The organism is Actinomycetospora atypica (assembly GCF_042653685.1).
Lineage (GTDB): Bacteria > Actinomycetota > Actinomycetes > Mycobacteriales > Pseudonocardiaceae > Actinomycetospora > Actinomycetospora atypica.
Genome location: NZ_JBHSIV010000006.1, coordinates 55,659 through 74,502, shown reverse-complemented (window position 1 = coordinate 74,502; position 18,844 = coordinate 55,659). Strand labels below are relative to the sequence as shown.

Here is an 18,844-nt window from a genome sequence, read left to right as displayed (position 1 = left end):
ACGATCCCGGTGACGAGGACGGTGGACGGGTGGCACGTTCGGGTGACGCGTCCACGCGCCCCTCGGTCGGCACCTGGCTCGTCGTCACGGTGCTGGTGCTGCTCGTCGCGACGGTGCTCGCGGTGACCGGCCTCGTGAACGCCTCGGTGGGCAACGACGCCGTGGAGCACGAGCAGGGCGAGAGCGCCACGGTGCCGCCGGAGGTCTCGAACGGCGGGACCTTCGTCGACGGCCGCACCGCCCCGGCGCGGTCGACCCCGATCCCGCCGCGCACGATCGCCCTGACCTTCGACGACGGCCCCGACCCCACGTGGACCCCGCAGATCCTCGCGGTGCTCGCGAAGCACCGCGTGCCGGGCACCTTCTTCGTCGTCGGGTCGCTCTCGGTGCGCCACCCCGACCTGCTGCGCCAGATCCGCGCCGCCGGCAGCGAGATCGGCATCCACACCTTCACCCACGTCGACCTCGGCACGGTGCCCGCGTGGCGCCTCGACCGGGAGCTCGGCGAGACCCAGCTCGCGATCGCGGGCGCCACCGGCGAGACCACCTACCTCGTCCGCCCGCCGTTCTCCTCCACCCCCGACGCGATCGACGACCCCGCGTACGCCGCGGTGCTCGAGTCGGGCCGGCAGGGCTACGTCAACGTCTTGACCGACGTCGACGGCGAGGACTGGCAGCGCCCCGGCGTCGACGCGATCGTCCGGAACTCCACCCCGCGCGACGGGGCGGGCGCCGCGGTGCTGCTCCACGACGCCGGCGGCGACCGCGCCCAGACGGTCGCGGCCCTCGACCGCCTGATCCCCGAGCTGCGGGCGCAGGGCTACCGGTTCGAGACCGTCACCGGCGCCGTGGGCGCGCCCTCGGCGCACATCGCGGCCACCGACCGCGACCGCATGGTCGGCGGCGGGCTCGTCGGGGCGGTCGACCTCGCCACCGGCACCGTGCGGTTCCTGCAGGCCATGCTGATCGTCGTCGGGCTGATCGTGGTGCTGCGCCTGCTGCTCACCCTCGTCGTGGCCCGCCGCCACGCGCGGCGTCGTCGGGACCCGTCCTTCAGCTGGGGCCCGGCGGAGCGCCGGCCGGTCTCGGTGATCGTCCCGGCCTTCAACGAGACCGAGAACATCGAGGCCACGCTGCGCTCGATCCTCGCGAACGACCACCCCCTCGAGGTCCTGGTCGTCGACGACGGCTCCACCGACGGCACCGCGGAGCTCGTCGAATCGCTCGGCCTGCCCGCCGTGCGCGTGATCCGGCAGCCGAACAGCGGCAAGGCGATCGCGCTGAACACCGGCGTCGCGCGGGCGAAGAACGACCTCGTGATCATGATGGACGGCGACACCGTGTTCCAGCGGGACACCGTCGCCCGCCTCGTCGCCCCGTTCGCCGACCCGGCGATCGGGGCGGTCGCGGGCAACGTCAAGATCGCCAACCGCACGGCGCTGATCCCGCGCCTGCAGCACATCGAGTACGTCGTCGGCTTCGGCGTCGACCGCCGCGTGCAGGACACGCTCCGGGCCATCACGACGATCCCCGGCGCGGCCGGGGCGTTCCGGCGCGAGGCCGTGCTCGGGGTCGGCGGGCTCTCCCTCGACACCCTCGCCGAGGACACCGACCTCACGATCGCGCTCGGCCGGGCCGGCTGGGGTGTGGTCTACGAGGAGCGGGCGATCGCCTGGACCGAGGCGCCGACCACGCTGTCCCAGCTCTGGCGGCAGCGCTACCGGTGGACCTACGGGACGATGCAGGCGGTCTGGAAGCACCGGCGGTCGCTGCGCGAGCAGGGCGACTCGCGCCGCACCGGCTGGCTCGGGCTCGGTCACATCGGCCTGTTCCAGGTGCTGTTCCCGCTGGCCGCGCCGCTGGTCGACCTCTTCTTCGTCTACGGGCTGATCTTCGGCGACCCGGCGCTGACGCTGGCGCTGTGGGGCTCGATGCTGCTGCTGCAGACCGCGGCCGCCGCCTACGCCTTCCGCCTCGACGGCGAGCCGCTCGGGCCGCTGTGGGTGGCCCCGGTGCAGCAGGTCCTCTACCGGCCGCTGATGTACGCGGTCCTCGTGCGCTCGCTGCTCGCGGCGGTGATGGGCGGCCGGGTGCGCTGGCAGCGGATGCAGCGCCTCGGGGCGCTGCGCGCGCTCATGCCGGGTCAGCCCGCCGTGGTGCCGGCCGGCGCCGGTGGTGCCGGGGCTGTCGGTGTCGGGGCCGGCGGTGTCAGCGGTGGCACTCCGCGGACGTCCGGTGTCCGCGGTGGCACATCGCTGCCACCGGCCCGGGCCACCGGGGCCGCGGTCGTCGGGAAGGACCCGGCGGTCGTCGCGAAGGACGCCGCGAGCCCGAAGGGCGAGGCCCCGCTGGAGCGGACCCGCTGGCTCGACGTGCTGCGGGCCGTCGCGCTGGTCCGCGTGATCGGCTACCACGTCGTCGGGTGGGGCTGGCTGTCGTTCGTCTTCCCCTCGATGGGCGTGATGTTCGCGCTCGGCGGGTCGCTGATGCTGGCGTCGCTGCGCCGCGCGGAGGCCGTCGACGTGATCGGGCGCCGCCTCAAGCGGCTGCTCCCGCCGTTCTGGCTGTTCGCGGTGATCGTCGTACCGGTGATGGTGTGGCACGGGTTCGGTCCCGACGAGGCCCCCGACACCGCGCAGTGGCTGTTCTGGGTGCTGCCCGTCCTCGACCCGCCGGGCACGGAGTGGGCCGGCGAGGCGACCACCGTCCTCTGGTACATCCGCACCTACCTGTGGCTGGTGCTGCTCACCCCGGCCCTGCTGTGGGCATGGCGGCGCCGCCCGGCGCTGGCGATCCTGGCGCCGCTCGTGATCGTCGCCCTCGACGCGGTCCTCGGCGGCGCGGTGCGCGACTTCGGCGCGGTGGGCACGGCCCTCGTCGACGCCTCGATCTTCGCCGGCTGCTGGATGCTCGGGTTCGCCCACCGCGACGGGACGCTGCGCCGGCTCAACTGGGGCTGGGCGCTGCTGGCCGCGGGGACCGCGATCGGCGCCGGGGTCGCGTGGGCGCTCTCGCACCCCGAGGGCGAGATCGGCATCGACCTCAACGACATCCCGCTCGGCCAGGCGCTGGTCTCCCTCGGCGCGGTGCTGCTCGTCCTGCGCTACACGCCGCGCCTGGCGTGGCTGGAGCGCATCCCGGGGCTCGGCCGCCTCATCACGGTGATCAACGCCCGCGCGGTGACGATCTACCTCTGGCACAACGTGGCGATCGCGCTGGCCGTGCCGCTGAACGATCGGTTCGGCTGGCCCGGCACGTGGGAGCTGGTGGGGACCGCGGTGGTCCTGACCACGGCGTTCGCGCTGGGTCTCGGCTGGATCGAGGACCTCGCGGCCGGGCGCCGGCCCGCGATCGTCCCGGGCCCCGCCCAGCGCCCCCTGCGCCCCCGCGGGGCGCGCCGCCCCGCCCCGGCCCCGCCGGTGATCGACGCCGGCTCGATGATGCTGCCGAGCGAGACCGAGGAGAGCCCGCTCGCGGCCCTCAACGCGCTGCGGCCCGCGTCGGACTTCCGCCGCGACCCCCGGTTCCAGGCGCCGCCGTCGCCCCCGCGGGGTCTCGCGCGGACGACGACGGTGCGCGTCCCCGAGTCCCGGCGTGCGGGCCCCTCGTCACACCCGGGGACGGCCGTGCGCCCGCCGCTCGCCCCGGCCCCGCCGCGCCGCACCCCGGTCCGGCCCGCGCCCTCGCAGCCGGTCCCGGCCGTGCCTGCGACGGGACGGCGGCGGGCCCCCGAGCCCGACGCGGTCACCGGGGTCGTCCCTCGCCCGGCGAGCGGCGGGCGGCGCCGCCTCATGTCCTTCGGCGAGGGCGACGAGTCGGCCGGGAGCCGTCACCAGCACGACGAGCCCGCGGTCTCCCCGAGCGGGGCCGGCGGGCGTCGCCGGGCCGAGGACGCCGACGCGCGGCCCGGCGACCACCGGGCCGCCGACGAGTCGCCGAGCCGCCACCGCAGGTGAGCACACGTGAGCACTAGTCCGTGCCCCGGCACGGATCAGTGCTCACCGGTGATCACCCCACGAGGTCCGCGAGGCCGATCCGCCGGTAGAACTCGGTGCGGATCCGGTCGCCCACGGCGTTGACCACCTCGGCGCCGTCGTCGGCCGGGTCGACGTGCACCCGCAGCGGGCGGCGGCCGTTCGGCAGCCCGACGACGCGCACGATCTGGCGGGCCACCTCGGTGGGGTCGGCGTCGGGCGGGGAGAGCTCGGCGAGGCGCTCGCCCACCTGGTCCATCAGCCCGGCGTAGTGCTCCTCGTAGGCGCCGGCCACGGCCTCGTCGGCCGCGTGCCCGGCGTTCGCGAAGTGGTTGGTGCCCGTGGTGAACGATCCCGGCACGACGATGCTGGTGTCCACGCCGAAGCGGGCCAGTTCGGCGGCGTAGCTGACCGCCAGGGAGTCCTCGGCGGCCTTCGCCGCGAAGTACGGCGCGAGGTAGGGCGGGGTGCCGCCGCGCGTGCTCGACGACCCCACCCAGAGGACCAGCCCGTGGCCCTGGGCCCGCAGGTGCGGGAGCGCCGCGCGGTTGACGCGCTGGGTGGAGAGCACGTTGACGTCGTAGACGGCCGCGATCTGCTCCGGGGTGAACGCCTCGGTGGGCCCGAGGACCATGTGCCCGGCGTTGTGCACCACGACGTCGAGCCCGCCGGCGTCCCGCACGATCGTCGCGATCGCGGCGTCGACGGAGGCCTGGTCGGCGACGTCCATCTCGACGGTGCGCAGGTCGACCCCGTGCGTGGCCGCGTACTCGGCCGCGTCGGCGACCGCGGGGGCGTTGCGGCCCTCGGTGTCGCGGATGCCGGCGTAGACGGTGTGCCCGGCGTCGGCGAGGGCGCGGACGGTCATGGCGCCGAATCCGCTCGACGCTCCGGTGACGATGCTGATCATGAGAATCCCTCCGGGGCTCAGGCGAGCCCGCCGTTGGTGAACAGGGTCTGGCCGTTGGTCCAGCGCGCCGGACCGGCCAGGAACGCGACCGCGCCCGCGATGTCCTCGGGTGTGCCGAGGCGCTCGAGCGGGGCGGCCTGCGCGAGCCGGGCGACGTCGTCGTCGGACTTGCCGTCGAGGAACAGCGGCGTGGCCGTGGGGCCGGGGGCGACCGCGTTGACCGTCACGTCGCGCCCGCGCATCTCCTTCGCGAGCACCGGGACGATCGCCTCGACGGCCCCCTTGGTGGCGACGTAGCCGCCGTAGGTGGGGAACGAGGTGCGCGTGACGGTGGTGGAGAACAGGACGATCGCCCCGCCGGCCCGGACCCGCCGCGCCGCCTGCTGGGCGACGACGACCGTGCCGCGGACGTTGGTGCGGTGCATCCGGTCGAACGCGTCGAGGTCGAGCTCGGCGATCGGGGCGAGCGTCATGATCCCGGCGGTGTTCACGACCACGTCGATCCCGCCGAACGCCGCCTCGACCTCGTCGAACGCGGCGGCCATCGCGTGCTCGTCGGCGACGTCGCCGCCGACGGCGATCGCGTGCCCGCCGGACGAGGTGATCGCCTCGACGACCTCCTTCGCGCGGGCCTCGTTCCCGGCGAAGTGCACGGCGACGGCCATCCCGTCGGCCGCCAGCCGCTCGGCGGTGGCCCGCCCGATCCCGCCCGACCCTCCGGTGACCAGGGCGACCCTGGTGCTGTTTGTGAACGTCATGTCCATATGGAAGCACGATATGCTCGTCGTGTCCACAAGCGGGAGGAGATTCGTCGTGGCTCGAGGTCGACGGCCGGCGGCCGAGGTACGGAGCGAGGTCCTCGACGCGGCCGGGGAGCTGCTGCTCGAGGGCGGGATGGGCGGGTTCACCTTCGAGTCGGTCTCGGCGGCGTCGGGGGCCAGCCGGACGACGCTGCACAAGTGGTGGCCCTCGAAGGGCGCGCTCGCGCTCGAGGCCTACTTCCACGCCGTCGAGCAGCAGCTCGCGTTCCCCGACACCGGCGACATCGCCGCCGACCTGACCACGCAGCTCCGGGCGTTCGCGCGCCTCGTCGGGACGACCCGGGCTGGGCAGGTGATCGGCGAGCTCATCGGGCAGGCGCAGTCCGACCCCGACCTCTCCGCCGCCTTCCGCGCGACCTACTCACGGCCTCGTCGGGACCTGGCCATCGAGGCGGTGGTCCGGGCGCAGGGCCGGGGGCAGGTGCGGGAGGACGTCGACCCGGAGATCGTCGTCGACCAGCTCTGGGGTGCCTGCTACCACCGCCTGCTGATCCCCGACCTCCCGGTGACCGAGGAGTTCGCGACGGCGCTCGTCGACACGCTCGTCCGGGGCCTCCGGCCTGTGAGCACTAATCCGTGCCTGGACACGGAGTAAGGGGAGCACGCCGATAGGGCTCACGGGCGCCGAAGGCGTACCTGCTGCCGACCGCCCCCGGGAGGAACGCGTCGCCGAGCTCCTGGGCCAGGCGCATCTGCGCGCGCCAGCCGGTGCAGTGGGCCGGCACGACGACGTCGGGGGCCAGCTCGACCAGCGCCGCGACGGTCGGCTCGATGATCTGCTCGAAGCCCGGGCCAGTGAGGTGCAGGCCGCCGAGCAGGGCGTGCAACCGGTCCTGCCCCGTGAGCCGCAGCGCGTGGCGGGCGATGTTCACCGCACCCGCGTGCCCGCAGCCGGTGAGCACGACGAGGCCGTGACCGCGCACGTTCACGACGAGGGCCTGGTCGTCGACGATCCACGGGTCGGGGCGCCACGTGTCGTCGACGAACGCCTCGTGGAACGCCATCCCCCGCTCGAACTCGGTGGTGCGGTCGACCTCGCCGGTGATCAGGACGCAGTCGTCGAGCAGGAACGACGGGTCGCGGCGCTCGACGAGCTCGATGCCGTCGCCGACGAGGGCGGCACGGTCGAGCTGCGGCATCGCGAACGGCGGGGCCCCGGGCGGGGCGAGGCGGCGGCGGGTGAACGCCGCCGGGTGCAGCACCAGCGGGCTCGCGGTGCGGCCGAGCCAGCGCTCGAGACCGGGGAAGCCGCCGGTGTGGTCGGCGTGGCCGTGGGAGAGGACGACGGCGCCGATGTCGGTGGGGTCGACGTCGAGGCGGCGGCCGTTGGTGGCCATGCCCTCGGCGGAGACGCCGGTGTCGAAGAGCAGCGTGTGGTCGTGCCCGTTCCGCGTCACCGTGACCAGCGCCGAGAACCCGTGCTCGGCGACCAGGCCCGGCCGGGCGAGGCCGTCGACGTACTGGCCCGCGGGCTCCCCGGGGCCGGTGCCGAGGCGGGCCCGCGTCGCGACGTCGGTGTTCGCGAGCAGGGCGTCGAAGGAGTTGTCGACGAGCACCGTGATCGTCAGCGCGTCGACCGGCTCCAGGTGCACGGGATCGACGGCGGCGCCCTCGACCGGACGCGGGGCGGAGAACGCCACGGCGGTGGGATCGGCGATCTCGGTGCACACGGCGTCGATCCTGGCCCTACGTGAGGTCCAGCGTCATCTCCGGTCCACCGGCCACGGAGACGGTCCAGCGCTGACCCGGCTCCACCCACGGCGGCGCCACCAGCGTGCCGGTGGTGACGACCTCGTCGGGCCCGATCGGCAGGGCGCCGGGGAGGTCGGCGAGCGCCCGCAACGACTCGGCCGGCCCGCCGAGCACGTCCGCGCCCCGGCCGGTGACCGTCGTCCCGGGTCCGGTGAGGGTCACGACGAGCCCGGCCAGGTCGTCGGTCGGCAGCGGCGGGCCGAGCACGAGCAGCGTGTGCACGCCGAAGTCGGCGACCGCCTCCGCCGGGGAGAACCGCCACCCGGGGTGGTGGCTCGCGACGATCTCCACCCCGAGCGCCGCCCACGTGATCGCCAGGTCGGGTCCGGTCCCGACGACGATCTCCGGCTCCAGCCGGGGTCCGGGGAGATTCCCGACGACGACCGTGGTGTCGCGGGTGAGCGTGGCGTCGTAGACGGGCGCCCAGATCGGCCGGTCGAGCCCGTGCTGGTCCCACGTCGCGCGGTTGGTGAAGCCGATCTTGCGCCCGACCCGCCGGTGCCCGCGCTCGACGAGCCGGCGCTCCAGCTCGGCGGCGACGACGTAGGCACCGGGCAGGTCGAGATCGGGGTCCCGGGGGAGCGCCGTCCCGGCGTCCCGGGCGGCGAGCCGTGTCGCGACTCGTTCGGCGAGGTCCACGGCGGTCAGTAGTACCCGAGCGTCACGCCAGGAGCGTGCCCGGGGCCGGCTCGTAGGGCCGGAAGAAGTCGTTGGCGGGCGCTCCGGCCAGGGTGAGCACCAGCGCCGGGACCGAGACCCCGTCGATCTGCTCGCGGATGATGTCGGCGTGCCCGGCGTGGCGGCCGAACTCCTCGACGAGGTGGACCAGGTAGTACCGCGCGTGGATCGGCCGCGCCTCGAACACCCCGTGCCACGGCGCCGGCGGCGCCGTCGTCACACCGGCCGGATCGGTCGCGGCGATCGCCGCGATCAGCTCCACGCGCGTGCGGTCGAAGTCCTCGATCACTCCGGCGACCTTCTCGTCGTCCCGCACCACGAAGCTGTCGGTGAAGGCGGCGTAGGCCACCGCGTCGAGCGGCTGCTCGGTGACCTCGGTCCGCAGCCGCTCCAGCGCGCCGCGCATGACGTACGCGGCGTGCTTGATCAGGCCCCCGACCGACAGCGCGCTGCGGCACGGCGTCTCGCGCGCCTGCTCCTCGGTCAGGCCGAACGCGGCGGACCGGAGGGCCGTCAGCTGCTCGTCGACGTAGTTGACCAGGCCGGTGACCTCGTCGTGCTGGGCGGGTGCGTACATCGGGCGACCTCCGGGGCTCCGCGGGTGGGTGGACGGAGTCTCGCGGATGAGGCGGTCAGGTCCTGTCCTCCACGGGCGCGCCGCCGGCGAGCAGGTCGTCGAGGGAGCGGGGGTGGTGACCGGTGAGGGTGCGTACGTCGTCGGTGGGGCCGTCGAGCTCACCCGCCGCGATCGCGGTGTAGGTGCTGACCCAGGCGTCGAGCTGCCAGTCCGGGGCCTGTCCGGCGCGGGAGGCGTAGGCCTCCTCGAGGGTCTGGTTCCGGAACGTCACGGCCCGGCCGGTGCGTCGCGCGATGATCCCGGCGGCCTCGTCGAGGGTGAGGGCCTCGGGCCCGGTGAGGTCGTAGGTCGCGCCGTCGTGCCCGCGGGGCTCGAGCAGGACCGCGGCCGCGGCCTCGGCGATGTCGTCCTGCGCGACCGCGGCCACCCGGCCGGTGCCCGCGGGCCCGCGGATGACGCCGTCGTCCTCGACGAGCTCGGGCAGGAAGTCGAGGTAGAAGTTGTCGCGCAGCACCACCGGGGTCAGGCCGCTCGCGCGGAGGTGCTCCTCGGTGTCCCAGTGGTCGCGGGCGAGGGTGAACGTCGCCGTGGGGGAGGCCCCGAAGAAGGAGACGTAGACGAGGCGGCGGACCCCGGCCGCGGCGGCGGCGTCGATGAAGCACAGGTGCTGCGCGACGCGGTCGGGCGTCTCGGAGCCCGAGACCATGAGCACGGTGTCCACGCCGTCGAGGGCGGCCCGGACCTGGTCGGGCCGGTCGTAGGCGCACGCGACGGGCTCGGCGCCGGGGAGCTCCGGGGCCCGGGCGGGGCTGCGGACCGCCAGCCGCTGGGGCACGCCGCGCTCGGCGAGCAGCCGGGCCACCCGGCCGCCGAGGCGTCCCGTCGCCCCCGTCACCGCGATCTCCGGTCCACCAGCACCCACGAGACGTCCCCTTCCGCCGACCCGGTCGGACGCCGCAACGTCGCCGTCCGCCCGGGTCTTCCCGGCGGGGCGGTCAGTAGTACCAGGGGAAGGGCGACCAGTCGGGCTCGCGCTTCTCGAGGAACGACTCCTTGCCCTCGGTCGCCTCGTCGGTCATGTAGGCCAGGCGCGTGGTCTCGCCGGCGAAGAGCTGCTGCCCGACGAGGCCGTCGTCGATGAGGTTGAACGAGTACTTGAGCATCCGCTGGGCCTGCGGCGACTTCCCGAGGATCTCCCGGGCCCACTGCAGCGCGGTGGTCTCCAGCTCGGCGTGCGGGACGACCTCGTTGACCGCGCCCATCCGGTGCATCTGCTCGGCGGTGTAGGTGCGGCCCAGGAAGAAGATCTCGCGGGCGAACTTCTGGCCGACCTGGCGGGCGAGGTAGGCCGAGCCGTAGCCGCCGTCGAAGGAGCCCACGTCGGCGTCGGTCTGCTTGAACCGGGCGTGCTCGGCGGAGGCCAGGGTCAGGTCCGACACCGCGTGCAGGGAGTGCCCGCCGCCGGCGGCCCAGCCGTTGACCACCGAGATCACGATCTTCGGCATGAACCGGATGAGCCGCTGGCACTCGAGGATGTGCAGCCGCCCGGCCCGACCCTGCTCCTGCGCCGACACCGCGGTCTCGGAGTCGGCGTACTGGTAGCCCGTCCGCCCGCGGATGCGCTGGTCGCCCCCGGAGCAAAAGGCGTGCCCGCCGTCGCGCGGGGAGGGGCCGTTGCCGGTGAGCAGGACGACGCCGACGTCGGCGGAGGTCCGTGCGTGCTCCAGGGCGGAGGCGAGCTCGTCGACGGTGTGCGGCCGGAAGGCGTTGCGCACCTCGGGCCGGTCGAACGCGATGCGCACGCAGCCCAGCTCGACGGAGCGGTGGTAGGTGATGTCGGTGAGGTCGAAGCCCTCCACCGGGCGCCAGGCGGAGCTGTCGAAGAGGGGTTCGTCCACGACGAGGGACCCTAACGGGACTTCCGGGCGCGCCCGGACGGCGCCACGATGGCGCGATGCGGCGGCGTCTCCTGCGATGGCTGCTGCGCCGCGATCCCGGACTGGCGGCCTCGCGGCGGGCGGTGCGCATCGCGGTGGCGGCCTCGGTCGCCTTCCTCGCGTGCCGGTACGGGCTGGGCGAGCCCACCGTGGCGGTGTACGCGGTCTTCGGCGTGCTGGGGTTCGGCGTCTTCTCCGACGTGAGCGGCACCCCCGCGCAGCGCACCCGCACCATCGCGGTCTGCTGCCTGGCCGGTCTGGGGCTGGTCGCCCTCGGGTCGCTGCTCGCGGTGAGCACGTGGGCGGCGACGGTCGGCGTGCTCGTCGCGGGGGTGGTGGTCGGCCTGCTGGCGCTCGGCGGTCCACGGGCCGCCGGCGTGGCCGTCGGCCTCCACCTGCTCTACATCCTGCCGTCGTTCCCGCCCTTCGCGCCCGACCAGCTCCCGCTGCGGCTCACCGGCCTGGTGATCGGGACGGCCCTGCTCGCACTGGCCGACCGCTACCTGCTCCCGCCCGCGTCGCCGCGCCCGTTCGCCCGGCGGGCCGCGATCGGTGCGGCCACCCTCGCCGACCACCTCGACGCGCCGGCCCACGGCGGCGGGCCGGTGGGGGACCTCGCGCGGGCCTCGGCCCGGGCGGCGGGGCGGCTGCGGCTCTCCGTCGTCCCGATGTCCGAGCGCCCCACCGGTCCCGGCGCGGTCGACCGCGGGCTCACCCACCTCGCCGCGGCGCTGCGCGCCCTGCACAACCGCGTGGCGGCCCTCGCAGAGCTGGCGCCCACCGCGACCGACGGGGGCTCCGAACCGGACCCGAGGGCGCTGCTCGCCGCGGTCGCCGGGTCCCTGCGCCAGGTCGCCGCGGCCCTCGACGGGCACCGCCCGCCGCCCGACCTCGAGGGGCTCGACGCCGCCCGGGCCGCCTTCACGCTCCGGCGGCTGCACGCCGTCGAGCACCTCGGGCCGGGGGAGGGGACGGTGCTGCGGGCGGAGGCGGCCGTGGCGGTCTCGCAGATCGCCGAGGAGGCGCGCATCGTCGTGCTGGCCACGCACGCCGTGCTGCGTCCCCGGACACCGGCCCCGGCGACGCCGGGGGAGGACCTGGACGGCCCGTCCTGGTACGCCGGGGCGTCGCCGGTGCGGCTGTGGTGGCGCCGGCTGCGGTGCCACCTGTCCCTGCGCTCGGTGTACCTGCAGAACGCGCTGCGGCTCGGGGTCGGCCTCGCGCTCGCCCGCCTGGTCGCCGGCGAGCTCGACGTGGCCCACGGCTTCTGGGTCCTCCTGGCGACCCTGACCCTGCTGCGCACCTCGGCCGCGGCCACCCGCGCCGCGCTGCCCCCGGCGCTGCTGGGCACGACGATCGGCGGCGTCCTGGCGGTCGGTCTGGTGCTGGTCGTGGGCCCGCACCCGGTCGCCGTGGCAGCCCTCCTGCCGGTGGTCGTGGTGGTGGCGGTCGCCTCCGGCCGGCTCGCGGGCGTGATCACCTCCCAGGCCTGCTTCACCCTCGTCGTCGCCGTGCTCTTCACCCAGCTCGCGCCCCCGACGGTGCTGCTCGGGCCCGAGCGGGTGCTCGACGTCCTCCTCGGGGCCGTGGTCGGCCTGCTCGTCGGCGCGGCGATCTGGCCGGCCGGCGGCCACGGGGAGATCCGCCGGGCCGCGGCCCTCGGGCTGGAGGACGCCGCGGCGCTCGTGGACGACACCACCGCGTGGCTCGCGGGGGCGGCCACCCGCCGGCTGGTGGCCGAGCGGCTCGCCGCGACCTCGGTGGGGCTCGCCCGCTACGAGGCGACCTACACCCAGTTCCGCTCGGAGCACGGCCCCGCCGACTCCCACCCCCACGACCTCGACTGGATGGCCGTCCTCGGCGTCCTCCACCGCGTGAACCGGGGCGCCCGCAGTGCCCTCGCCGACCCGCCCGGCCCCGCCGAGGCCGCGCCCTGGCCCGGGCTCGCGGCCCGGCTCCGGGCCGACGTCGAGATCGTCACCGATCGCTACCACCGGTGGGCCACGACGCTGGGCCGCGACGAGGACCCGCGTCCCGTCCGGCCCCCGCCCCCGAACCTGGTGCGGGCCGGGCTCCGGGCGGTCGCCGACCTCCCCGACCGGGCGGCGCACCCGGTGGTCGCGATGCGCCTCGTCGACGCCTGGGGGTGGCTCGGCTGGCTCGCCGACGACCTCGTGGTGCTCGAGCGGATCGCCCCGGCCGCCGCGGGGGCGTCCGTCACCGCGCGAGGTGCTCCGTGAGGAAGGCCGCCAGGGTCGCGCGGTGGCGCCGGTCGGCGGCGTCGTCGTGCGTGGGGTTGTCGGGCACGGCGAACCCGTGGGCGGCGGGGTAGGTCTCGATCGTCGCCGTGACCCCGGCCGCGTCGAACGCCTCGCGCAGGCGGGCGTGCGCCGCGTCGTCGAACGCGGCGTCGTCGGTGGCGGCCGCGACGTACACCGCCGCGCGCAGGTCCCCGACGAGGAGGTGAGGGCTGGTCGGTTCGTCCGGCGCCGCGAGCCCACCGCCGTGGACGGACGCGACGGCGGCGACGGTCTGCGGGACGGTCGCGCCCGCGCGGAACGCCATGGAGCCACCGAAGCAGTAGCCGACCGCGCCCATCCCGGAGTCGGCCACCTCGGGGCGCGCGCTCAGCGCCTCGACGTAGGCCCGCGCGTCGGTGACGACCCGGTCGGGCGTGAGGCCCGCGACGAGCTCGCCGAGGCGCGCGAACTCCTCCGGGTCGCCGAACAGGGTGGCGGTGTCGAAGGGCGCGTAGGGCGTCCGGTAGTAGATGTCGGGCAGGAGCACGGCGAAGCCGGACCCCGCGACGGCGTCGGCCATCGCGGCGATGGTCTCCCGCACGCCGCCCGCGTCGGGGTAGTGCAGGACACCCGGCCACGGCCCGTCGCCCTCGGGCGTGTGCAGGGTGGCGCGGCAGGTGCCGTCGGGGGTGTCGACGGTCAGTTCGGTGCGGGGCACGCCGGGATCGTCGTGCATCGGTCGCGGTCGGGACGCGGATCTCGCCCAGGGCGAACGGATCAGGCGGGACCGATCAGAGCGGATTGATCACGGCGCGTCGACGAACAGGGCCCGGACGGCCGCGCGGTCGGGCTTGCCGATCCCGCGCAGCGGCACCTCGTCGACCACCCGGACCGCCCGCGGTGCGGCGCGCCCGAGGCCGGGGGCGACCCGGCCCCGCACGTCCTCCGCGTCGAGCCCGGCCCCGGCGACGACCGCGACCACCCGCGCGCCCCACTCGTCGTCGGGAATCCCCACCGCGCACGCCTCGCGGACCCCGGGCACCCCGAGCAGGGCCCGTTCGACGAGGACCGGGGGCACCTTCTCGCCGCCGGTGACGATCACGTCGTCGGCGCGGCCGAGGATCTCGAGCCGGCCGTCGGCGTCGATGCGCCCGATGTCGGAGGTGCGGAAGCGGCGGCCGGGCAGGAAGTCGGTGTCGGGCGCGCCCCGGTAGCCCTCGGCGATCGTGGCGCCGGAGAGCACCACCCGGCCGTCGGGTTCGAGGTCGACGGAGACCCGGTCGAGCGGGACGCCGTCGTAGACGCAGCCGCCGCAGGTCTCGCTCATCCCGTAGGTGGTCACCACCCGCACACCGGCAGCGCGGGCCCGCGCGAGCAGCGCCGCCTCGGTCGCGGCGCCCCCGACGAGCACCGCGCCGAGGCTGCGGAGCGCGTCGAGCCCGGCCCCGCCGTCCTCGAGCAGGCGCCGCAGCTGCGTGGGGACGAGCGAGGTGCGGCTCACGGGCCCGCCGTCGCGGCGGGCGTCGCGCAGGGTCGCGGCGAACCCGTCGGGGCGGAAGCCGTCGCGCAGGTCCATCACGGCCGCGGGGGAGCCGGCCCGGGCGGAGCGCAGGAGGACCTGGATCCCGGCGACGTGGTGGGCGGGCAGCGCGAGCAGCCAGCGGCCCTCCCCGCCGAGCCGGGCGGCGGTCGCGGCGGCCGACGCGGCGAGCGCGGTGCCGGAGAGCAGGACCGCCTTGGGGGAGCCGGTCGACCCCGAGGTGGTGACCACCGCGGCCACCCCGCCGGCCACCGGGGCGGTCAGCGACGCCGGCGGCGGGGGGTCGTCGGGACCGGTGGGCAGGATCGCGGTCCCGTCGCCGCCGGCCGCCGCGATCAGGCGCGACCCGAGTGCCCGGGCGGCCTCCGCCGAGCCGTCGGTGGGGACGACCTCGACTGCGCGCATGCTCACTACCGTAGGCACGGTGACGTCCCCGGGAACGACGACCGTCGCCGGCCCCGGCGGAGTGCCCCTCGACGTCGTCGTGCTGGCCCTCGCGATGCCGGTCCGCTTCCGCGGCATCACGGTGCGGGAGACGGCGCTGCTGCGCGGCCCCGACGGGGCGTGGGGCGAGTTCTGCCCCTTCCCCGAGTACGACGACGAGGAGGCCGCGCCCTGGCTGCGCTGCGCGCTGGAGTCGGCGCTCGGCCCGGCGTGGCCCGCGCCCCGGCGCACGAGCGTGCCGGTGAACGCGACCGTGCCGGCGGTCGGGCCGAAGCACGCGCACCGCATCGTCGTGAACTCCGGCGCCTCGACCGCGAAGGTGAAGGTGGCCGAGGCCGGGCAGACCCTCGCCGACGACCTCGCCCGCGTCGAGGCGGTCCGCGCGGCGCTGGGCCCGGCGGGGCGGGTGCGGGTCGACGCGAACGGCCGCTGGGACGTCGGGGCCGCCGTCGCCGCCGTCGCCGCGCTCGACCGGGCGGCGGGCGGGCTGGAGTACGTCGAGCAGCCGTGCGCCACGGTCGAGGAGCTCGCCGCGGTGCGGCGCCGGGTCGACGTGCCGGTCGCGGCGGACGAGTCGATCCGCCGGGCCGCCGACCCGATGCGCGTGGTGGCCGCGGAGGCCGCCGACGTCGCCGTGGTGAAGGTGGCCCCGCTCGGCGGGGTGCGGGCCGCGCTCGAGATCGCCGCCCGGATCGGCCTGCCGTGCGTGGTGTCCTCGGCGGTGGAGAGCTCGGTGGGGCTGGCCGCGGGGCTCGCGCTCGCCGGGGCGCTCCCGGAGCTGCCGCACGCCTGCGGGCTCGGCACGACGAGCCTGCTCGCCGACGACCCGGTCGCCGAGCCGTTCGTCCCGGTCCACGGCATGCTGCCGGTGCCCGACCGGGCCCCCGCGTTCGTCGGGACCACCGACCAGCAGGCGTCCCCGGACCGGGTGGCCTGGTGGCTCGACCGGTTGAGCCGGGTACTACGCCGCGTGGACGACGTCGTCCGCTGAGGAATTCACGGAGGAGGACGTATGTCGGACCGGATCGCACGCCTGGACGCCGGACGCGAGGTGGTGCGGGCCAAGGACCGCCTCGGGATCAGCTGGCAGCAGCTCGCCGACGAGCTCGGGCACTCGCTGGTGCACACGACGGCGGCGCTGCTCGGCCAGCAGCCGCTCTCGGCCAACGAGGCGGAGAAGGTCGGGACGATGCTCGAGCTCGACGAGGAGATCGTCGAGGACCTGGCGCTCCCGCCCGTGCGCGGCGAGGCCGCCCTCGACCCCACCGAGCCGGTGACCTACCGCCTGCAGGAGGCGCTGCAGGTCTACGGCACGAGCATCCACGAGCTCATCCGCGAGGAGTTCGGCGACGGCATCATGTCGGCCATCGACTTCTCGATGACCTTCGAGCGCGAGCCCGACCCGAAGGGCGACCGCGTGAAGCTCGTCTGGAGCGGCAAGTTCCTGCCGTACAAGGTGAACTAGACGCACCAGACACGCCGGTGGGCCTGGCCCTGACTCGACCTGTGTCAGGGGTAGCGTGCGGAGCGTGACGGCGGCCCCTGCTCAGGACTCCCGCGAGGGAGCGGTGACGGACGAGCCCGAGGGCCCTCCGGTGCACGTCCGCACCGCGTTCGGGGTGCGGGACGCGACGCCGCGTCCGCGCGCGCACCTGCCCGGTCCGGCCTGGAGCTGTGACGGGGTGCTGCTGCGCCCGGTGTCCGACACCGTGCTCGCGGCGTGGTCGGCGGCGACCATCGAGGACCTCGGCGCGGGCGGCGTCGACGGCGTCCGCCTCGCGCGCCCCGTGCGCGCGAGTGACGGGCGCCGGGTGGTCTCGGGCTGGTCGGCCTGTCACGACGTGTCCGGCGAGGTGCGCCCGCGCCACGACGACGTCGTCGCGGTGTCGCTGCGCCTGCACCGCGCCCTCGCCCGGATCGAGCGCCCGCGCTTCGTCGACGACCGCGACGACATCCTCGCCCGCGCCGACCGGATGGCCTTCGGCGAGCGCACGGTCACCCTCGACGCGGAGACCGGCGGCGACCTGTTCGCCGAGCTCGCCCGGCGCCGGGCGGCCGCGCCGGTCGTCTCCCAGCTGGTGCACGGCGACCTCTTCGGCACCGTTCTGTTCGACGGCAGCGGCGAGGACGTCCCGCCGGCGGTGCTCGACATCGTGCCGTTCTGGCGGCCGATCGAGTGGGCCGCGGCGGTCGTCGTCGTGGACGCCCTGGCCTGGGGCGGCGCCGACGCGGGCATCGTCGCGCGCTGGGGGCACCTCGCGCAGTGGCCGCAGATGCTGCTGCACGGGCTGCTGTTCCGCCTCGCGGTGCACGCCCAGCACCCCGCCTGCACGCGGGAGTCGCTGCGCGGACTGGAGCACGCCGCCCGCGTGATCACCGAGCTGCTCTGATCCGGCCCGAATTGCCCGTGTGACGATGCGCTCCCGCGTCGTCGTCGCCCGGAAACACACCGTCATCGGCCGGTAACGCGCGCTTCCTACCGTCGGGCCCGATTCGGGCGCACCCACCAGGGGCGCCCCGGGCGAGAGGGCGTAGGGGATGACGGCGGGCGCACCGAGCTCCGGAGGACTGCTCCGGGGTCGCTGGATCGACGACTGGCGGCCCGAGGACGAGTCGTTCTGGCGGGCGACCGGCAAGCGGATCGCGAACCGGAACCTGTGGTTCTCGGTCTTCTCCGAGCACATCGGGTTCTCGATCTGGACCCTCTGGTCGGTGCTGGTCCTGTTCATGGGACCCGCCTACGGCATCGACACCGCCGGCAAGTTCTTCCTCGTGGCCGTCCCGACGCTCGTCGGGTCGGTGCTGCGGCTGCCGTACACGATGGCGGTCGCGGTCTTCGGCGGGCGGAACTGGTCGATCATCGCCGCGAGCCTGCTGCTGATCCCGACGATCCTCGCGGCGTTCGTCATGCAGCCCGGCACCAGCTACACGACCTTCATGATCGTCGCGGCCTTCGCCGGCGTCGGCGGCGGCAACTTCGCCTCGTCGATGACGAACATCAACGCGTTCTTCCCCGAGCGGGAGAAGGGCCGGGCGCTCGGCATCAACGCCGGCGGCGGCAACCTCGGCGTGGCCGTCGTCCAGCTGCTCGGCCTGCTGATCATCGCCACCGCCGGGACGGGGGCGCCGCGGATCCTGCTCGGCATCTACATCCCGCTGATCGTCGTCGCGACGCTGTGCTCGGCGACCTTCATGGACAACCTGTCGTCGGTCCGCAACGACACCGGCGCGCTGAAGGAGTCCTGCCGGGAGGCGCAGACCTGGATCATCTCGTTCCTCTACATCGGCACCTTCGGCTCGTTCATCGGCTACAGCTTCGCCTTCGGGCTGGTGCTGCAGAACCAGTTCGGCCGCACCCCGCTGCAGGCCGCGACGCTGACGTTCATCGGCCCGCTGCTCGGCTCCCTGATCCGCCCGGTCGGCGGCGCGCTGTCCGACCGCATCGGCGGCGTCCGGGTCACCTTCTGGAACTTCGTCGCCATGGCCGTGGCCACCCTGATCTGCCTCGGGGCCTCGGCGGTCGACTCCCTGCCGGTCTTCGTCGTCGGGTTCGTCCTGCTGTTCATCACCTCGGGCATCGGCAACGGGTCGGTCTACAAGATGATCCCCGCGGTCTTCCGGACGAAGGCCCTGGCCTCGGCGGAGTCGACGGGCCGGGACCTCGAGGCGTCGCTGCTGTGGGCCCGGCGCATCTCCGGCGCGGTGATCGGGATCGCCGGCGCCATCGGCGCCTTCGGCGGCCTGCTGATCAACCTCGCGTTCCGGCAGTCGTTCCTGACGACGAAGTCGGGCTCGCCCGCGTTCTGGGCGTTCCTCGCCTTCTACGCCGTCTGCTTCGTCGTCACCTACGTCGTCTACATGCGGAAGCCGCCCACCGCGACCGACCCCGCCACCGGGTCGACGGTCAGCTACGCGTCCGTGTGAGTACTCGTGGGCACGTCGGGGGGCCACGGCCGCCCGACGTGCTCGCG

General features: G+C 75.3%; 16 protein-coding genes. 7 read left to right on the top strand and 9 right to left on the bottom strand.

Going from position 1 to position 18,844, the window contains the following annotated elements:
* The first annotated feature begins 29 nt into the window (after positions 1–29).
* Complete coding sequence (locus ACFPBZ_RS07575; RefSeq protein WP_378035412.1) at positions 30–3,956, top strand: glycosyltransferase; 3,927 nt, start codon at positions 30–32, stop codon at positions 3,954–3,956.
* Positions 3,957–4,008: 52 nt separating this feature from the next.
* On the opposite strand, the gene ACFPBZ_RS07570 is transcribed toward ACFPBZ_RS07575, so the two are convergent.
* Both ACFPBZ_RS07570 and ACFPBZ_RS07565 read right to left on the bottom strand, forming a co-directional pair.
* Positions 4,009–4,884 carry an SDR family oxidoreductase gene (locus ACFPBZ_RS07570; protein ID WP_378035411.1) on the bottom strand — a complete coding sequence of 292 codons (876 nt, stop codon included), beginning with the start codon at positions 4,882–4,884 and terminating at the stop codon, positions 4,009–4,011.
* Positions 4,885–4,901: 17 nt separating this feature from the next.
* Positions 4,902–5,642 carry an SDR family oxidoreductase gene (locus ACFPBZ_RS07565; protein WP_378035572.1) on the bottom strand — a complete coding sequence of 247 codons (741 nt, stop codon included), beginning with the start codon at positions 5,640–5,642 and terminating at the stop codon, positions 4,902–4,904.
* Between the two features lie 55 nt (positions 5,643–5,697).
* On the opposite strand from ACFPBZ_RS07565, the gene ACFPBZ_RS07560 reads away from it, so the two are divergent.
* On the top strand, positions 5,698–6,300 hold the full coding sequence (locus ACFPBZ_RS07560) for a TetR/AcrR family transcriptional regulator (protein WP_378035410.1): 603 nt from the start codon (positions 5,698–5,700) through the stop codon (positions 6,298–6,300).
* Here ACFPBZ_RS07560 and ACFPBZ_RS07555 read toward each other — a convergent pair.
* The 5 genes from ACFPBZ_RS07555 to ACFPBZ_RS07535 form a co-directional block, all read right to left on the bottom strand.
* On the bottom strand, positions 6,275–7,375 hold the full coding sequence (locus ACFPBZ_RS07555; RefSeq protein WP_378035409.1) for an MBL fold metallo-hydrolase: 1,101 nt from the start codon (positions 7,373–7,375) through the stop codon (positions 6,275–6,277). The two genes, ACFPBZ_RS07560 and ACFPBZ_RS07555, sit on opposite strands and share 26 nt — an antisense overlap.
* A 16-nt stretch (positions 7,376–7,391) precedes the next feature.
* Entirely contained in the window at positions 7,392–8,096 is a 705-nt protein-coding gene (locus ACFPBZ_RS07550; RefSeq protein ID WP_378035408.1) for a 2-keto-4-pentenoate hydratase, read from the bottom strand.
* A gap of 22 nt (positions 8,097–8,118) precedes the next feature.
* Positions 8,119–8,712 (bottom strand): mycothiol transferase, encoded by a 594-nt coding sequence (locus ACFPBZ_RS07545; protein ID WP_378035407.1) that lies wholly within the window; start codon positions 8,710–8,712, stop codon positions 8,119–8,121.
* Positions 8,713–8,767: 55 nt separating this feature from the next.
* Complete coding sequence (locus ACFPBZ_RS07540; protein ID WP_378035406.1) at positions 8,768–9,634, bottom strand: SDR family oxidoreductase; 867 nt, start codon at positions 9,632–9,634, stop codon at positions 8,768–8,770.
* A 73-nt stretch (positions 9,635–9,707) separates the two neighbouring features.
* Entirely contained in the window at positions 9,708–10,610 is a 903-nt protein-coding gene (locus tag ACFPBZ_RS07535; protein ID WP_378035405.1) for a 1,4-dihydroxy-2-naphthoyl-CoA synthase, read from the bottom strand.
* A gap of 56 nt (positions 10,611–10,666) precedes the next feature.
* Between ACFPBZ_RS07535 and ACFPBZ_RS07530 the strand changes: the two genes are divergently transcribed.
* Positions 10,667–12,889 (top strand): FUSC family protein, encoded by a 2,223-nt coding sequence (locus ACFPBZ_RS07530; RefSeq protein ID WP_378035404.1) that lies wholly within the window; start codon positions 10,667–10,669, stop codon positions 12,887–12,889.
* Here the strand turns inward: ACFPBZ_RS07530 and ACFPBZ_RS07525 are convergent.
* Positions 12,867–13,607, bottom strand: coding sequence for a dienelactone hydrolase family protein (locus ACFPBZ_RS07525; RefSeq protein ID WP_378035403.1), 741 nt, complete (start codon positions 13,605–13,607; stop codon positions 12,867–12,869). The genes ACFPBZ_RS07530 and ACFPBZ_RS07525 overlap by 23 nt on opposite strands.
* Positions 13,608–13,694: 87 nt before the next feature.
* The gene (gene menE, locus ACFPBZ_RS07520; RefSeq protein ID WP_378035402.1) at positions 13,695–14,834 is read right to left on the bottom strand and encodes an o-succinylbenzoate--CoA ligase; all 1,140 of its coding nucleotides are present in this window, start codon (positions 14,832–14,834) and stop codon (positions 13,695–13,697) included.
* 19 nt (positions 14,835–14,853) lie between these two features.
* On the opposite strand from menE, the gene ACFPBZ_RS07515 reads away from it, so the two are divergent.
* The 4 genes from ACFPBZ_RS07515 (at position 14,854) to ACFPBZ_RS07500 (ending at position 18,797) form a co-directional block, all read left to right on the top strand.
* Positions 14,854–15,864 carry an o-succinylbenzoate synthase gene (locus tag ACFPBZ_RS07515; RefSeq protein ID WP_378035401.1) on the top strand — a complete coding sequence of 337 codons (1,011 nt, stop codon included), beginning with the start codon at positions 14,854–14,856 and terminating at the stop codon, positions 15,862–15,864.
* A 21-nt stretch (positions 15,865–15,885) separates the two neighbouring features.
* A complete protein-coding gene (gene cynS / locus ACFPBZ_RS07510; protein WP_378035400.1) occupies positions 15,886–16,338 on the top strand; it encodes a cyanase in 453 nt (150 codons plus the stop codon).
* A 64-nt stretch (positions 16,339–16,402) separates the two neighbouring features.
* Complete coding sequence (locus ACFPBZ_RS07505; protein WP_378035399.1) at positions 16,403–17,263, top strand: TIGR02569 family protein; 861 nt, start codon at positions 16,403–16,405, stop codon at positions 17,261–17,263.
* A 148-nt stretch (positions 17,264–17,411) separates the two neighbouring features.
* A complete protein-coding gene (locus tag ACFPBZ_RS07500; RefSeq protein ID WP_378035398.1) occupies positions 17,412–18,797 on the top strand; it encodes a nitrate/nitrite transporter in 1,386 nt (461 codons plus the stop codon).
* Positions 18,798–18,844 lie beyond the last annotated feature (47 nt).

Bases quoted from the DNA above. Each gene is read 5' to 3' on its own strand.
- ACFPBZ_RS07565 (WP_378035572.1), bottom strand. From the start codon at position 5,642: ATGACGTTCACAAACAGCACCAGGGTCGCCCTGGTCACCGGAGGGTCG.
- ACFPBZ_RS07545 (WP_378035407.1), bottom strand. From the start codon at position 8,712: ATGTACGCACCCGCCCAGCACGACGAGGTCACCGGCCTGGTCAACTAC.
- ACFPBZ_RS07500 (WP_378035398.1), top strand. From the start codon at position 17,412: ATGACGGCGGGCGCACCGAGCTCCGGAGGACTGCTCCGGGGTCGCTGG.
- cynS (WP_378035400.1), top strand. From the start codon at position 15,886: ATGTCGGACCGGATCGCACGCCTGGACGCCGGACGCGAGGTGGTGCGG.
- ACFPBZ_RS07530 (WP_378035404.1), top strand. From the start codon at position 10,667: ATGCGGCGGCGTCTCCTGCGATGGCTGCTGCGCCGCGATCCCGGACTG.
- menE (WP_378035402.1), bottom strand. From the start codon at position 14,834: ATGCGCGCAGTCGAGGTCGTCCCCACCGACGGCTCGGCGGAGGCCGCC.
- ACFPBZ_RS07570 (WP_378035411.1), bottom strand. From the start codon at position 4,884: ATGATCAGCATCGTCACCGGAGCGTCGAGCGGATTCGGCGCCATGACC.